The organism is Streptomyces sp. NPDC037054, from assembly GCF_055606745.1.
Genome location: NZ_JBVJSJ010000011.1, coordinates 217,339 through 232,097 on the forward strand (window position 1 = coordinate 217,339; position 14,759 = coordinate 232,097).

At 71.9% G+C, this 14,759-nt stretch carries 15 protein-coding genes and 1 pseudogene; 13 read left to right on the forward strand and 3 right to left on the reverse strand.

Going from position 1 to position 14,759, the window contains the following annotated elements; all coding sequences use genetic code 11:
- The first annotated feature begins 8 nt into the window (after window positions 1-8).
- The 5 genes from ACZ7D7_RS25470 (at window position 9) to ACZ7D7_RS25490 (ending at window position 5,391) form a co-directional block, all read left to right on the forward strand.
- Window positions 9-401, forward strand: a complete 393-nt coding sequence (locus tag ACZ7D7_RS25470) for a type II toxin-antitoxin system death-on-curing family toxin (RefSeq protein ID WP_470827292.1) — start codon at window positions 9-11, stop codon at window positions 399-401.
- Between the two features lie 466 nt (window positions 402-867).
- Window positions 868-2,121 carry a PQQ-binding-like beta-propeller repeat protein gene (locus ACZ7D7_RS25475; RefSeq protein ID WP_470827203.1) on the forward strand — a complete coding sequence of 418 codons (1,254 nt, stop codon included), beginning with the start codon at window positions 868-870 and terminating at the stop codon, window positions 2,119-2,121.
- 106 nt (window positions 2,122-2,227) lie between these two features.
- The gene (locus ACZ7D7_RS25480) at window positions 2,228-3,694 is read left to right on the forward strand and encodes a WGR domain-containing protein (RefSeq protein WP_470827204.1); all 1,467 of its coding nucleotides are present in this window, start codon (window positions 2,228-2,230) and stop codon (window positions 3,692-3,694) included.
- 337 nt (window positions 3,695-4,031) lie between these two features.
- Entirely contained in the window at window positions 4,032-4,172 is a 141-nt protein-coding gene (locus tag ACZ7D7_RS25485; protein ID WP_470827205.1) for a hypothetical protein, read from the forward strand.
- Between the two features lie 190 nt (window positions 4,173-4,362).
- Window positions 4,363-5,391, forward strand: coding sequence for a glycoside hydrolase family 43 protein (locus ACZ7D7_RS25490; protein ID WP_470827294.1), 1,029 nt, complete (start codon window positions 4,363-4,365; stop codon window positions 5,389-5,391).
- A 13-nt stretch (window positions 5,392-5,404) separates the two neighbouring features.
- Here ACZ7D7_RS25490 and ACZ7D7_RS25495 read toward each other — a convergent pair.
- Together ACZ7D7_RS25495 and ACZ7D7_RS25500 are read right to left on the reverse strand one after the other, a co-directional pair.
- Window positions 5,405-5,518: pseudogene (locus tag ACZ7D7_RS25495) on the reverse strand (DUF397 domain-containing protein); the annotation flags it as partial.
- 50 nt (window positions 5,519-5,568) lie between these two features.
- Entirely contained in the window at window positions 5,569-5,775 is a 207-nt protein-coding gene (locus ACZ7D7_RS25500; RefSeq protein WP_470827295.1) for a DUF397 domain-containing protein, read from the reverse strand.
- A 149-nt stretch (window positions 5,776-5,924) separates the two neighbouring features.
- Here ACZ7D7_RS25500 and ACZ7D7_RS25505 point away from each other — a divergent pair, with 149 nt between their 5' ends.
- The 3 genes from ACZ7D7_RS25505 (at window position 5,925) to ACZ7D7_RS25515 (ending at window position 8,913) form a co-directional block, all read left to right on the forward strand.
- A complete protein-coding gene (locus ACZ7D7_RS25505) occupies window positions 5,925-6,314 on the forward strand; it encodes a nuclear transport factor 2 family protein (protein ID WP_470827207.1) in 390 nt (129 codons plus the stop codon).
- 242 nt (window positions 6,315-6,556) lie between these two features.
- The gene (locus ACZ7D7_RS25510; RefSeq protein WP_470827208.1) at window positions 6,557-7,891 is read left to right on the forward strand and encodes a hemolysin family protein; all 1,335 of its coding nucleotides are present in this window, start codon (window positions 6,557-6,559) and stop codon (window positions 7,889-7,891) included.
- Window positions 7,888-8,913, forward strand: a complete 1,026-nt coding sequence (locus ACZ7D7_RS25515; RefSeq protein WP_470827210.1) for a hemolysin family protein — start codon at window positions 7,888-7,890, stop codon at window positions 8,911-8,913. The genes ACZ7D7_RS25510 and ACZ7D7_RS25515 overlap by 4 nt, the downstream gene beginning before the upstream one ends.
- A 276-nt stretch (window positions 8,914-9,189) precedes the next feature.
- Here the strand turns inward: ACZ7D7_RS25515 and ACZ7D7_RS25520 are convergent, their stop codons facing one another.
- Window positions 9,190-10,053, reverse strand: coding sequence for a helix-turn-helix domain-containing protein (locus tag ACZ7D7_RS25520; RefSeq protein ID WP_470827211.1), 864 nt, complete (start codon window positions 10,051-10,053; stop codon window positions 9,190-9,192).
- A 104-nt stretch (window positions 10,054-10,157) separates the two neighbouring features.
- On the opposite strand from ACZ7D7_RS25520, the gene ACZ7D7_RS25525 reads away from it, so the two are divergent.
- The 5 genes from ACZ7D7_RS25525 (at window position 10,158) to ACZ7D7_RS25545 (ending at window position 14,688) form a co-directional block, all read left to right on the forward strand.
- On the forward strand, window positions 10,158-11,663 hold the full coding sequence (locus ACZ7D7_RS25525; protein WP_470827212.1) for an MFS transporter: 1,506 nt from the start codon (window positions 10,158-10,160) through the stop codon (window positions 11,661-11,663).
- 216 nt (window positions 11,664-11,879) lie between these two features.
- The gene (locus ACZ7D7_RS25530) at window positions 11,880-12,269 is read left to right on the forward strand and encodes a cell division protein SepF (protein WP_470827213.1); all 390 of its coding nucleotides are present in this window, start codon (window positions 11,880-11,882) and stop codon (window positions 12,267-12,269) included.
- 79 nt (window positions 12,270-12,348) lie between these two features.
- A complete protein-coding gene (locus ACZ7D7_RS25535; RefSeq protein WP_470827214.1) occupies window positions 12,349-13,605 on the forward strand; it encodes an AAA family ATPase in 1,257 nt (418 codons plus the stop codon).
- Entirely contained in the window at window positions 13,602-13,937 is a 336-nt protein-coding gene (locus tag ACZ7D7_RS25540; RefSeq protein ID WP_470827215.1) for a nucleotide pyrophosphohydrolase, read from the forward strand. Before ACZ7D7_RS25535 ends, ACZ7D7_RS25540 begins: the two co-directional genes overlap by 4 nt.
- A gap of 226 nt (window positions 13,938-14,163) precedes the next feature.
- Entirely contained in the window at window positions 14,164-14,688 is a 525-nt protein-coding gene (locus tag ACZ7D7_RS25545; RefSeq protein WP_470827216.1) for a DUF6099 family protein, read from the forward strand.
- Window positions 14,689-14,759: the final 71 nt, after the last annotated feature.

Below are 14,759 nucleotides of genomic sequence, written 5' to 3' on the forward strand. Positions count from 1 at the left end.
TCGTTGCTCTGGTGGGTTGCGCGCCCTGCGGAGCCGAGAGCGGCCCGGCCATCACCCGCGCGGTCAACGACACCGAGCGCAGCGTGCGTGACATGGGACTTTCGGTGTCAGCGATCGAACGGCCCCGAATGAACGTGTTCGGGGCCGAGTTGTCTCCCACGCTGCACGAGAAGGCGGCGGCACTGCTGCACTCCGTCGCTCGCAATCGCGCGCTGATCGACGGCAACAAGCGCACGGCCTGGCTTGCCATGCGTGTCTTCCTGCGGTTCAACGGCGTCAGCGCCAGTACCGCTCCGCCCCCCGTCTCCGTGGCCGGCCCGTTCGTCGAGGAAGTCGCGCAGGACGACGTCGATGTCCCCGCCATCGCCAAGCGCCTCCCGACCTGGTTCCCCATCTCCTGACGTTCCCTGGTGCGACGGGTGACGGGTTTGTCTCCTGGTGGGGCGACGTGACCCAGGCAGTTGAGCCCTCGGTATCGGGCTGTCGCGGTGGACCAGCGCGGGCACGGGGCCGGGGAGAGCCACCTGCGGGACGCGTCACCCTGGCCATGAGCATCCCCGGCACCGCCCACGACGTGCACCTGGAACGGGCTGGGGCGCTGCACACCGTGATCTCGGGTTTCCTCGAAGGGCTCGCCTGACGCTTCGCCGTGGTGACATGCCTGCCGGCCGTTCTCGACGGTGCGCGAGGGGTGTTCGTGGTGGGCCGTGTCCCGATTGGTTCACGAAGTTGTCCCGGGTCGGGCCCTGGGCGCTGTGGCGGGTGGGGCAGGGGTTAGCGTTCCTGGCCGTGGGGTCGGTCGGCCGTGTGACGGCGGGTCGCCGCACGTCATTCCTGGTCCGGCGATTTTCACGGGGGTACGGCGACATGGCCATGTGGCGAGGCAGCGTGACGCGTTACGGATTCGACCGGCGGCGGGTGTTGCGGCTGGCCGGTGGTGGGCTTGTGGGGGTCGTGCTGGGTGCGGGTGCTGTGGGGTGCCGTGAGGACGGGTCCGCAGACGCCGAAGGCTCCACGGGAGCGCGTGAGGCGGGGACCGGTGGTAAGCCGGCCGGTGCGGGTGGCAGCGGCAAGGGCTGGCAGGCGCCCGCTCCGGTGTGGACGAAGACGACCTCCGCCCAGACCTACGGCGACAACGACGAGCTCGTGGCCGCGGGTGGCGTGGTGATCGCCAGTGGGGAGCCGCTGGCCGCGCTGGACGTCGCGTCGGGCAAGGAGCGGTGGTCGCTGGCGGACGGGGCGGTTCCGGGGGCACCGATGCTGCTCGGCAGCGGCACGCTGTACCTGGCCAGTGCCCAGTACGACGGCAGCGTCATCGGGTACGACCCGGCCTCGGGCAAGGAGACCTGGCGCAGTCGCCTGGGCAAGGAGTACCGGCAGCCGGCGCCGATCGCGGTGGACGACCAGCAGGTGTACGTCATCGCCGAGATCCTGGAGGCCGACGGCTCGTCCAGGACCAATGTGATCGCCGCGCTGAACAGCCGTACGGGCCGACTGGCGTGGAAGGAACAGCGGGACCTCGGCACCGAGCAGAACGGCGTCCACGCCCAGGTGTCGGGCCGCCACCTCGTCTACACCGACTTTAAGAAGAACCTCACGGTCCGCGACACCGCCACCGGCAAGCAGGTGTGGACGCACAAGACCACCAAGACCAACTACGGCTTCTTCGCGGTGCACGAGGACCTGGTGATCGTTCCGCAGGGGCCGAGGCTGCAGGCCTTCAGCCTGGCCGACGGCTCGGTGAAGTGGTCGGTGAAGACGGCCGAGAGCCACGTCGCCTTCAAGGAGCCAGCCGTGCTGGACGACGTCCTCTACATCGCCGACAGCGACCGCACGATGCGGGCACTCGATCCCCGTACCGGCAAGAAGGTCTGGGAGTCGAAGGCGCTCGTCGAAGCGGATCGCACGGTGCCGCGGCAGTACGTGAAGGTGGGCGGTGTCCTGTACGCGGCCACGGACCTCGACGACCGGGGCGGCGTGATCGCCATCGACGCGAAGACCGGGGCCGTGCGCTGGACGTTCAACGACAAGTCCGGTGACTTCCACGCCTGGTTGGTGGCCACGGACGGCAAGCACGTGTTCGCCCTGCACGGCAAGAAGTTGCACGCGCTGCCCGTGTGAGGCCGCGTCGACCACGGCTGCGCCAGTTGTCAGTGGTCACCGTTAGCTTGGAGTCACTGGAGGTCGACCGTGCGGGTCGGCCGGGGTATTCGGGGAGGGGCGCGCTGTGTCCGTCGCGCAGGCACGACAGTCGGGGAACACGACGTATCTGGAGCTGTCCCAGGAGAACGGCGGTGCCCACAAGTTCTACGAGGTGACCGTCGAGGGAACCACCGTGTCCGTGCGGTACGGACGGATCGGTGCGGACGGGCAGCGCCAGAGCTCCTCCTTCGCGACTGTCGAGAAGGCGCGGGCCGCGGCGGCGAAGAAGATAGCGGAGAAGGTGCGCAAGGGGTATGCGCCGGCCGTTCGGGGGCAGCGCTCGGCCCGGCCCGTGACGCGCCGCCAGGTGACGTCCGCCCCGTCCACGGCGCGGGCGACCGCCCCGGTGCTGTGGCGGTTCCGCACGGGCGACTCGGCGTTCGGCATCCACGTCGACGAGGACCGCTGCTGGGTCGGCAACCAGCGCGGCAGTGTGTACAACCTGAGCCACGACGGTGAGGTGCTGGCGCACTACTCCCTGCCCGACGGTGTGAAGTGCCTGGTCGCGGACGACTTCTGGATCTACGCGGGCTGCGACGACGGCCGGGTGTACGACCTGTCGGCGAAGGTGCCGTTCGCCGCCTACGAGATCGCCGCCGAGGTCGACATCTTCTGGCTGGACATCCACGCGGGCGTGCTGAACGTCTCCGACCGCAACGGCGGTCTGACGGTCATCGACCACGAGGACGAACTCCAGTGGTCGCGCAACTCCTCCGGGCAACACGGATGGATGGTGCGGGCCGACGACCGCGCCGTCTACCACGGGCACAGCGACGGCGTCACGGCCTACGCGGCGGACGGCGCCAGGCAGCTCTGGCACACCACGACGAGCGGCAACGTGCTCTTCGGATGGCAGGAGGAGCACGCCGTCTACGCCGGGACGGGGCGCCGGGTCGTCCAGCGGCTCGCCAAGTCCGACGGCGCGGTCGAGGCGACCTACCCGTGCGACGCCGCGGTGTACTCGTGTGCCACGTCCCCCGGCGGGCGGTACGTCTTCGCCGGCGACTCCGCGTCCTCCGTCTACTGCTTCACCGCCGACGGCACCCGGCTGTGGAAGCTCGGCACGGGTGGCGGCTCGGCGCTCTCCATGCAGTACCACGACGAGAGGCTGTACATCGTCTCCACCGACGGCTCGCTCGCCTGCGTCGACGCGAGCGAGACCGCGATCAACGCCGCTCAGTCGGGCACCGTTCCGGTGGCGGCGGACATCAAGCTCGCGGCAGCCCTGCCGACGTACGCGCCGGTGACCACGCCCGCCTCCGTGGCCACGGTCAGCGCCGTGCCGGCGCCGGGGAGCGGCGTCGTCGTGGAGTGCTTCGAGCAGGGCGGGCGCGTGCGTGTGCGGGTGATCTCCGAGGGCTACGAGCCGAGTTGGAACGTCCAGTTCCCGCGTGCGATACGTCAGCCCGGTGCACGGTACGTGGTGGACGCGTTGCACCCGTCGGCGGGCGGCTTCTACCGCGTGCGAGGGGAGATCAGACGCCTGGTGTGAGTTCCTGGCGGGCTTGGGGCTCGTGGCGCGGAATTCGTTCGCGGGGCGGCGGGCGGCGGGCTGCTGGTGCTTGGCGTCGTCGCTCCGGTGGTTTGTCCCGTCCTGCCGTGTTGCTCACGGAACGTTGTCCAAGCGGGCAGGAAACGGGCGCGTGGCGGGTCACCACCGCCTTCCCCGACGGCAACTTTCCCGGACGGCACGACGACGACCGAGAACCTCGGCAACCGCGCCGTCCGGGTCGACGCCGCCGACGAGAGCGAGCGCCGCAACCGCCGACGGCCGCAACCCCTGGCACCGGCAGGAGGACAGCGACACGTTCCTGTCGCCGGCCTCCCGCGTGACGACCAACGGCGGCGACTCCCCCGAGGAGGAGACGGAGCCACGCCGTACCTCCACCAGTTCCGCCGACTACCTGGAGGAGGACGCCGACGTGTGGGGCACCGAGGGAGGCGGCGCCCCGGCCGTCATCGGCCGTTGACCACCGGCAGACCCGAACCGCGCGGGCGTACCGCTCGACGGCCGTCCATTGACATGTCCTCTGCAAGTGGCGGATGCTGCGAGAGCGCTCTCAGCAGTGCCGTGTCCTCAACCGCCCGCCGTGGAAGTGCAGGTGCCCTGCCGTGAAAACGAGACTCTCCCGCTGCCTTTCCGGCGCGGCGGCCTTCCTGATGGCCGCCGTCCTCGCCGCCGGGATGTCGCTGACGTCCGCCGAGCCCGCCGACGCGGGCCAGACCACGATGCGGGCCGCCGACCCGAGCGTGCTGCGCGTCGGCGGCACCTACATCTCCGTCCAGTCGACCGGCGGCGGCATCGCCGTGCGGCAGGCGTCGTCGACCGACGGGCTCGCCTCCGCGCCCGCCCGGCAGGTCTGGTCCGACACCCGCAACCTCGGCGAGGTCTGGGCCCCGGAGATCGTGCGGGACAGCGGCCGCTACTACATCTACTTCACCATGGGCCGCGGCTCAGCCCACCGCATGTACGTCATCAGCTCCGCCTCGCCCGACACCGGCTACACCTCCGAGACGAAGCTCGCCCTGCCCGACGACAAGTGGGCCATCGACGGCACCCTGTTCACCTTCAACGGGCAGCGCTGGTTCGTCTGGTCCGGCTGGGCCGGTGACACCAACGTCGAGCAGAACCTCTACATCGCCCGGATGAGCAGCCCCACCACTCCGACCGGCGGGCGGTACATCATCTCCCAGCCGCGCGAGAGCTGGGAGCGGGTCGTCGGCAACCCGTTCATCAACGAGTCCCCCGAGGCCATCAAGGACCCCAACGGCCAACTGCACATCGTCTACTCCGCCAACGGCAGCTGGAGCGACCAGTACTGCCTCGCCGACCTCCGGCTGCGGGCGGGCGGCGACCCGACGTACGTCTGGGACTGGTACAAGTCCAACGGCTGCCTCTTCGGCTCCAACCGCTCCACGATGATGTCCGGCTGGGACCCGACGCTGTACGTCAACGGCCCCGGCCACCACACCTTCGTCCTGCTCGACGGCGACATCAACACCAGTCCGCCGGCCGGACCGCGCTTCCCCCTGATGTTCCACGCGGTCCCGAAGGGCACGCCGTACTCCTGGGAGAACCGGTACTGGTACACGGGCTCCTTCTGCTGGTGGGGCAACACCACGTACAGCCGGGCCAACGTGCCGGGCGCCAATACCAACACGGGCTGGAGCCTGAAGTTCTTCGAGTGACGGCCCCGTAGGACTACGCGCGGGGCCCGGCCGCCAGCACCGCGAACGCGGACCAGGCCTCGCGCGACACGACCAGCCCTCGACGGGCGGTGTCCTTGGAGTCCCGGACGAGGACGGTGCACATAGCGCTCCTCGCGTCTGTTCCAGCGGACTTACGGTGGCGTCATGGCTGTACGGCTATGCGCGGGGCCGCGTCGCCAGGGTCGTGAACGCGGACCAGGCCTCGCGCGACACGGACAGCCCTTGCCGGGCGGTGTCCTTGGAGTCCCGGACGAGGACGGTGCCGGGCAGGAGGGCGACCTCTATGCAGTTGTCGCCCGAGCTGCCGCTGTAAGTGCTCTTGAACCACGCCAGTTCGTCGGTGGACCGGGTCCGTCCCGGCAAGACGGTCTGGGCCGAGTGCGCGACGGCGGCGCCGGTGCGGCGCGGCGTCCGCCGAGGGGACGGCGGCACCCCGCATGATCCCCTGACAGGCACGTGCCGGGCCGCGCAGTCCCCGGCGCCGTACACGACCGCAGGAGACGCAAGCCGACATGAACCCCTCGCCCGACCTGAAGACGCGCAAGGAGGTCATCGACGCCTACCGGGCCCACCTCCGGGCGATGACCGACGGTGACACCGACACCCTGGACGCGCTGCTCGACGAGGGATTCACCCTCACCCACATCACGGGCGACGAGCAGTCGAAGGACGAGTGGCTGGCCCGGATGCGGTCCGGGGAGTTCGCCTACCACGGCGTCGAGGAGAAGACCGTGACCGTCGACGCGGACGCCGAGGCCGGCACCGCACGCCTCGTCGGCATCATGATCACGGACGCGACGGTGTACGGCGAGCAGGCCGACTGGCGCCTCCGGCTCACCATGGACTACGCCCGCGTCGGCGACGGCTGGATCGCCCTGCGCTCGGTCGCGCGCAGCTGGTGACGGGGGCCGGGGCCCTACCACCTGAGCCCGGCGTGGGCCGGGACCGCCGATCTTCTTTTGCGACTCCTTTACAGTAGAGGGGGAGACAGGCGATCCTGCGAACAGCGACGGTCCCTGTCGTGTGTGTTCGTGAGCGTTTCGAGAAGGAGCGACGGTCCCCCAATGGGTGAGCCTCCCAGTCCCAGCCGTGCCAACCCCCACGGTCCACGACGCGTGGCCGCTACGGGAGCGGGGGTGGCACGGTGACCCAAGTCCTGCTGCTTCTGCTCGCCCTGCTGCTGACACTCGCCTGCGCGGTGTTCGTGGCGGCCGAGTTCTCCCTCACCACCGTCGAGCGCGGCGACCTGGAGCGGGCCGCCGAGGCCGGTGAGCGCGGCGCCGACGGCGCCCTGAAGGCCGTACGGCGCCTCACCCTCCAGCTCTCCGGCGCTCAGCTCGGCATCACCGTCACCTCGCTCGTCATCGGCATGCTCGCCGAGCCGTCCCTCGCCGCGCTCCTCGCGGGGCCCCTGGAGGCGGCCGGGCTGGGCGGCGCCGCGTCCGGGGTGGCGACCGTCCTCGGCGTGGTCCTGTCGACCGTCGTGCTGATGGTCGTCGGCGAGCTGGTCCCCAAGAACTGGGCGATCTCCCGGCCGCTGGCCGTCGCCAAGGTCGTCGCCGGACCGCAGCGCGGCTTCACCGCCGCCTTCGGGCCGTTCATCCGGCACCTCAACGACACCGCCAACCGCTGCGTACGCCGCTTCGGCCTGGAGCCCGCCGAGGAGCTCGTCTCCGCCCGCAGCCCCGAGGAACTCGTCGCGCTCGCCCGGCACTCCGCCGCCGAGGGCGCCCTGGAGGCCGACTCCGCCGAACTCTTCGTCCGCACCCTGCACCTCGGCGAGCTGACCGCCGAGAACGTCATGACGCCCCGCGTCGACGTCAAGGCCCTGGAGGCGCACGCCACGGCCGCCGACGCCGCCAACCTGTCGCACGCCACCGGCCTGTCCCGCTTCCCGGTCTACCGCGACAGCCTGGACGAGGTGATCGGCTCCGTCCACATCCGCGACGTCCTCGCCCTCGAACCCGCCCGGCGCGCCGTCACACCCGTCACCGACCTCGCCACCGAACCGCTGCTGGTGCCCGACACCCTGACCGCCGACCGGCTGCTGGAACGCATGCGCGCCACCCGCACCATGGCCGTCGTAATCGACGAGTACGGCGGCACGGCCGGCGTCGCCACCGTCGAGGACATCGTCGAGGAGGTCGTCGGCGAGGTGCGCGACGAGCACGACCCCGACGAGGCCCCCGGCCTGTCGCCCGCCCCCGCCGGGGGCGACGGCCGCGCCGCCTGGGAGGCCGACGGCAGCGTCCGCCTCGACCAGCTCACCGCCATCGGACTCACCGCGCCCGACGGCCCCTACGAGACACTCGCCGGACTGGTCGCCACCCGCCTCGCCCGCATCCCGGCCAAGGGCGACGTCGTCGACGTCGACGGCTGGGAACTGGAGGTCCTCGCGGTCGAGCACCACCGCGCCGACCGCGTCCGCGTCGCCGCGCCCCGGCCCGCCGCCCGGCAGCTCGCGCAGGAGATCCGATGACCGCCCTCCAGCTCGCCATCGGCGCGCTCACCCTGTTCACCAACGCGTTCTTCGTCGGCGCCGAGTTCGCCCTCGTCTCCGTACGGCGCAGCCAGATCGAACCCCGCGCCCAGGACGGCGACAAGCGCGCCCGCGCGACCCTGTGGGCGCTGGAACACCTCTCCGCGATGATGGCCACCGCCCAGCTCGGCATCACCGTCTCCTCGCTGGTGCTCGGCGCCGTCGCCGAACCCGCCATCGCCCACCTCATCGAGCCCGGCTTCGAGGCGGTGCACCTGCCGCACGCGCTCGTGCACCCGGTCGCGTTCGTCATCGCGCTGACGGTGGCGACGTACCTGCACATGCTGGTCGGCGAGATGGTGCCGAAGAACATCGCGCTCGCCGCACCCGTCCCCACCGCGCTGGCGCTCGCCCCCGCCCTGGTGGCGCTCACCCGCGCGTTCCGGCCCTTCATCTTCGGCATCAACGCCTTCGCCAACACCCTGCTGAAACTGCTCAGGGTCGAGCCGAAGGACGAGGTCGGGGCCGTCTTCACCGACGACCAGCTGGCCCGCATGGTGGTGGACTCCAGCGAGGCCGGACTCCTCACCCCGGCCGACGGCGAGCGCCTGCGCGACGCCCTCGAACTGGGCACCCGGCCGGTCGGCGAGATCCTCGTGCCGGTGCAGCGGATGCAGACCGTCGCCGACACCGTCACCCCGGCCGAACTCGAGCGCGTCGCCGCCCGCGCCGGCTTCTCCCGCTTCCCCGTCACCGGAGCCGACGGCACCCTCCTCGGCTACCTCCACATCAAGGACACCCTCGGCGTCACCGACCGCGACCGCCCCTTCCCGCGCACCACGCTGCACCCCGTCACCCGGGTCCGTATCGACACCCCGCTCGACGACACGCTGACCGCGCTGCGCTCCGACGGCGGACACCTCGCCGCCGTCCTCGGCGAGAGCGGCAAGGTCATCGGCTTCGTGACGATGGAGGACGTCCTCACGGAACTCGTCGGACCCGCCCCGGCCGGCTGGTCCTAGGGGCTGTCGTTTGGATCAGCCTGGCTGTGAGGTGCCGCGCTTCTTGCCGACCCGAGCGGGGTCTGGTGCGTGCAGCTGCAAGGCGGAGGAGGGCGTCGACGCGGAGCGTCGGCAACCGACGACAACGCCGCAGATGTGCGTGCCAGACCCCGCGACGCCGGGGTGATCCAAACGACAGCCCCTAGTCCGTCTCCGCGAAGCGGCGCCCGGCACCTCCGGCGGCGCGAAAGTGACGGATGCGACGGTCGCGGACCGTGTCGGTGAACGGCGACGACGTCACCGAGGCGGTGCGGGGCACACCTCGCCTGCGATGCGGCGGGTGAGGGCGTGGAGCGCGTCCGCCGAGGTGGCGTCGTTGGGCGTGTAGATCTCGAGGCGGTGGTCCGGGCTGTCCGGCTGGAGCCACACCTGGTAGGCGACGCTCGCGGTGCCGACGACGGGGTGGTGCAGATGCATGTCGCCGGTGGTGCAGTCCGCGACCTCTCCGGTGGCCCACATCCGGGCGAACTCGTCGCTGCGCATGGCGAGTTCGCCGATGAGGTTCGCGAGGCGCGCGTCAGTGGGGAACCGGCCGGCGGTGAGCCGGAGGTACGCGACGTGGACGCGGGCGAGATCGGCCCAGTTGCGGTGCAGGTCCCGGGTCAGCGGGTCCAGGAAGAACATGCGCGGGATCGACGGACGCCGCTCCGGGTCGGCGGGCGCGTCGAAGTCCACATGTTCGGCGAGCAGTGCGTGACCGCTGCGGTTCCAGGCGAGCACGTCGCCGCGCCTGCCGAGCACGATCGCGGGCGTGGCCTCGCCGAGCGAGTCGAGCAGGGCGAGCACCCGCGGGTGGGGATGTTCGGCGGGCGGTTCGGCGAGGCCGGTCCTGGCTCGGCGGGCGAGGTTGTGCAGGTGGAGCTTCTCGACCTCGTCCAGTTCGAGCACACGGGCCAAGGCGTCGAGGACCTGTGCCGAGGCGGAACCGGCTTGATCCTGCTCCAGCCGCGTGTAGTAGCCGGCGCTGACGCCGGCGAGGTGAGCCAGTTCCTCCCGGCGCAGCCCCGGAACGCGCCGGCTGCTGCCGTAGGTGCGCAGCCCGATCGCATCCGGGGTGATCCGATCGCGCCGGTTCTTCAAGAACGCTCCGAGGCTCTCCACGCACCTGAGCCTAGACACCGGCCGCGGTGGTGTGGGTGCACCTGCTGGGTGTACCCACACCAGTTGTCTGGCCCGCCCCGACCCGGAGCCGGAGCGTTGACGACATGACTCAACCTCCCGCTGCCAGGACCGAACCCGGCACCCTCCGGTCCTGGCTAGGCCTGCTCGTCGTACTGGGTCCGGTGCTGCTGGTCTCGATGGACGGATCCATCCTGTTCCTCGCGATGCCCCGGATCAGCCAGGCGCTGAATCCCAGCGCCGGCCAAGCACTGTGGATCCTGGACATCTACGGCTTCGCCGTCGGATCGCTGCTGGTCGCGTTCGGAAACGTCGGCGACCGCTACGGACGCCTCAGGCTCCTCATGATCGGTGCGGCCCTCTTCGGCCTCGGTTCGGCGGCCGCCGCGTTCGCCCCCACGCCGGAGCTGCTCATCGCCGCCCGCGCCGTCATGGGGATCGCCGGCGCGACCCTGCTTCCGTCGGCGCTGGCGGTCCTGAGCGAGTTGTTCGCCGACCCGAGGCAACGGGCCCAGGCCATCGGCGTCTTCGCCGCCGCGTTCGCGGCCGGATTCGCGATCGGCCCGGTCATCGGCGGTGTGCTCCTGGACCGCTTCTGGTGGGGGTCGGTGTTCCTGGTCAATCTGCCCGTCGTCGCCGCGTTCCTCTGCCTCGCGCCCGCGCTGCTGCGCGAGGTCCGCGCAACCCGGTCGGGACGCGTCGACGCGGTCAGCGTCGTCACTTCCGCCGTCGGGCTGCTGCTCGCGATCCACGGCATCAAGCACGCCGCCGCCGAAGGCCCGACGCTGTCCGCCGTCGCCTCTTCGAGCCTGGGCGCGGCAGTACTGACATGGTTCGGTGTCCGGCAGCGACGACTCGAACACCCGCTCATCGACTTCTCACTGTTCCGCGACCGCACCTTCACCGTCGCCGTCATCACCGGACTGCTGCCGCTCGCGGCCTGGTCGGCCGCCGCCTACCTGGCGGGGGTCCATCTGCAGTCCGTGCTCGGTGTCTCCGTCCTCCACGCAGCGCTCCTGGCGCTCCCCGGAGCCGTCGTGCTGACCGCGACCTGCGTCCTCACCCCCATGGTCGTCGACCGCGTCGGCAAGCGCACCGCACTGCTCGCGTGCCACTTCTCGATCGCTGCCGGTCTGCTCCTGCTGCTTCCCACCACGGTCACCGGCGGCGTCGGCTGGTACATCGCCTCGACCGCCGTCGCGGGCGTCGGCTACGGCATCTCGTTCGCTGTCGTCGCGGACACCGCTGTGGCTGCCGTCCCTCCCGAACGCGCCGGGTCGGCCGGTGCGATCGCCGAGACCAGCAATGAGATCGGCAATGCCCTCGGCATCGCGCTGCTCGGGTCGCTGGCCGCCTTGATCTTCCGCCTCCGGGGTCCCGGGCTCGCGCCCACGCTCGACGAGACACTCCAGCTCTCCGGTCTGACAGCGCCCCTCGTGACCGAGGCCAAGGCCGCCTTCCTCACCGGACTGCACATCGCCGCGGCGACGGCCGCCCTCCTGCACCTCCTCCTCGGCCTCGTGGCCGTGCGCTGGCTGCCCCGAGAGGCTCTCGCCCCCAGTGCTGATCAGGAAACCGCCCCCGCCCGATGACCCGGGCCCGACAACGCCCGCGGAGTTCGTCCGGGTCGCGCGGGCGGTCCGCGCCGAAGCCGTCGACGTCCGTCCGTAGGCGCGTCACGGCGCGTCACGGCGCGAAAGTGACGGATGCGACGGTCGCGCACCGTGTCGCTGTTGGGCCGAACGGGTTACTTGGCGTAAGAATTGGCTGGTGCAGGCAATACAGGCGAGTGGGAGCGGGGGGAGCCGGTGAACAGCCACGACGTCACCGATGAACAGTGGGAAGGGCTCGCCCAGGTCGTTCCGTTGCGCGGCCGGGACGCCTGGCCGTCCGCCGTGAACCACCGCGCGATGCCCGACGCGGAGACGGAGACCCGCCGCCGCTTCGTCGTCCTGCGGGTCAACGTCTTCGCGGACGCCCGCGAGGTCGCCGAGACACTGATGTCGGGCATCCCCGTGCTGCTCGACCTGACCGGTGCGGAGACCGACGTCGCCAAGCGCGTCCTGGACTTCAGCACCGGCGTCGTCTTCGGCCTCGCCAGCGGCATGCACCGCGTCGACCGCAACGTGTTCCTGCTGACGCCGGCCGGGACCGAGGTCACGGGACTCATGGAGGGCGCGTCGGTGCCCGGGGCGTGAGCGCCGGGCCGTCCCCCGATCGTAGGAAGGTCCCGCGGGCAAAACGGTTCGCCCGGTCCCGCGGTCCTACGGTCCGACCATGGCCGCGCCCTCTCCGTGCTCCGAACCGACACCGCCCACCGGTCCCACGCCGTGCTCCGAACCGACACCGCCCGCTGGTCCCACGCCGTCCGCCGAACCCTTACCGGGGCCCGGCCGGGAGCGTGAGGGCCGCGTCGGGCGGCCCCGTGTCACCGAGCTGCGGCTGTCGGCCTTCGCCGGGCACCGGCGGGCCGAGCTGCCGCTCGGGGCGCTGACCCTGCTCGCCGGGCCCAGCGGGTCGGGCAAGACCAGCGCCCTGCGGGCCTACGAGGCGCTCGCCCGGCTCGGCGGCGGCGCCGTGCTCGGCGAGGTCTTCACCGACCCCGTGGCCTGCGTGCCGGAGCGGGCCCGGCCCGACGCCCAGCGGCGCCGCGGCTTCCGCATCGGCTGCACGGTCGACGGCCCCGCCGGGCCCGTCCGGCTCGACGTCGCCGTCCAGGCCGAGCCACACCTGCGCGTCGTGGGGGAGCGGCTGACCGCCGGCGGACTCGTCCTGCTGGAGACCGCGCTGCGCGACCCCGGCAGACGCACCGTGCAGGCGGCCTGGCACACGGCCGGCTCGACGCCCGTGACCCGCGCCCCCCTGCCCGACGACTGCCTCGGCACGGCTCTGCTGCCGCTGCGGGTGGCCGGCAAGACGCCCGGTCAGCGGCGGGTGCTCGCCGCCGCCGAGCAGATGCTCGTCGCCCTGCGCTCCGTCTTCCCCTGCGACCCCCGGCCTGACCGGATGCGCGAACCCGTGCCGACCGGCACCGGGCGGCTGCTCGGCGGCTGCGACAACCTCGCCGACGTCCTGTGGCGCACCCGCTCCGAGTGCGCCCGGCGGCACGCCCGGCTCGTCGCGGCGGCCCGCGCGGGATGCGCCGGGCCCGTCGTGGACGTACGGGCCGAACCGCAGCGCGGCGGCACCGTGCGCGCCGTGCTCGACCGGGGCGACGGCCTGTGCACCGCGCTGGACCGGCTCGGCCACGGCGAGCTGCGCTACCTCGCGCTGGCGCTGGTCCTGCTCACCGGCCCCGGCGTGCTGGACGTCGACCCGGCCCGCGAGGTGCCCGACGCCCTGCAGACGCTCACCGTCCTCGCCGACGGCTTCGAGCGGGGCCTCGACGCCCGGCAGCGGACGGAACTGCTGCGGCTGGCGGCGGGGATGTGCGAGCGCGGCCACCTCAGGCTCGTCGGCGCGGTCAGCGACGCCTCGTGGGCCGAGGGGGCCGAGGGGGCGGACGACGTGACGGTGGTACACCTGGAGCCGTGACCGATCACCGACTCGCCGAACTCCAGGCACGGCTCGCCCGATTCGCGGCGGCCCGGAACTGGCAGCCGTACCACACGCCCAAGAACCTCGCCTCCGCCCTCAGCGTGGAGGCCTCCGAACTCGTCGAGATCTTCCAGTGGTTGACGCCCGAGGAGTCGGCGTGCGTCATGGCCGACCCGGACACCGCGCACCGCGTCACGGACGAGGTCGCCGACGTGCTCGCGTACCTGCTCCAGCTGTGCGAGGTGCTCGGCATCGACCCCCTGGCGGCCCTCGACGCGAAGATCGACCGCAACGAACACCGCTTCCCGCTCCCGGGCGAGCGGTCCTAGGTCTGGGTCGCGTCCGCGAAGTGGCGCCCGGCGCACACGGGCGCTTCTGCGGAGTGTCGGACTCCGTTATCACGCTCCGGAGTTGGAAACCTGTCCGACACCGACTTGTTGTCCACAGATTTCCGTCTTCCTCTGGCTTTTCGTCCCAGACTCCCTCACTCTGGGTAGTGGACACGGGAGTTCGGGCGGACGCGCGGCAGCGCGTCGGGACAGACGGGGACAGCGCATGGACGCGATGCGGCTCATCGTGACGAGCAGGCGTGCCCTGGCGGCGAGCGGGGACGTGCCGCAGGTTCTGGCGGAGGTGTGGCAGGCGCAGGCCCTGGCACAGGCGATAGGCAGCCGCCTCGCGGTCGCCGGCCCGCCCGAACTGCGCGGCGAGGCACTGGGACTGACGGAACTCGCGGGCCGGGGCTGCGGCGTCCTCACCCGCCCCGAGCTGGCCCCGGGCGAGCTGCTCGCGGCCCAGCTCACCGAACTGGGCGACGCGCGGCTGGCGTTGACGCGGCTGGGCGGCCTGCTCGGGGAGATAGGCATCGCCCTCGTCGGCATCGCCTGCTCCGCGGACGACGAGGGCACGTACTGGCAGTGCATGGAGGCCATCGACGCGGCGGACGAGTCCCGCGACCGGGTGCGGGAGATGCTGCGCAGACTGGCGGACCGGGAGGAGGACTTACCGCCCGGCGCACCCGACGGCCTCCTGCCGGAGGTCTACCGCGAGCCCATGCTGCCCCAGCGCGAGGCCGGCTGAACCACCCCCTCCGCATGCGCGGTCCGGCGGGGTTCCGGGCGTGCGGTCCGGCGGGGGTTGGGTGTGCGGTC

Excerpts from the sequence above, each read along its gene's own strand:
- ACZ7D7_RS25475 (WP_470827203.1), top strand. The coding sequence starts at position 868 with ATGGCCATGTGGCGAGGCAGCGTGACGCGTTACGGATTCGACCGGCGG.
- ACZ7D7_RS25490 (WP_470827294.1), top strand. The coding sequence starts at position 4,363 with ATGGCCGCCGTCCTCGCCGCCGGGATGTCGCTGACGTCCGCCGAGCCC.
- ACZ7D7_RS25505 (WP_470827207.1), top strand. The coding sequence starts at position 5,925 with ATGAACCCCTCGCCCGACCTGAAGACGCGCAAGGAGGTCATCGACGCC.
- ACZ7D7_RS25515 (WP_470827210.1), top strand. The coding sequence starts at position 7,888 with ATGACCGCCCTCCAGCTCGCCATCGGCGCGCTCACCCTGTTCACCAAC.
- ACZ7D7_RS25525 (WP_470827212.1), top strand. The coding sequence starts at position 10,158 with ATGACTCAACCTCCCGCTGCCAGGACCGAACCCGGCACCCTCCGGTCC.
- ACZ7D7_RS25535 (WP_470827214.1), top strand. The coding sequence starts at position 12,349 with ATGGCCGCGCCCTCTCCGTGCTCCGAACCGACACCGCCCACCGGTCCC.
- ACZ7D7_RS25545 (WP_470827216.1), top strand. The coding sequence starts at position 14,164 with ATGGACGCGATGCGGCTCATCGTGACGAGCAGGCGTGCCCTGGCGGCG.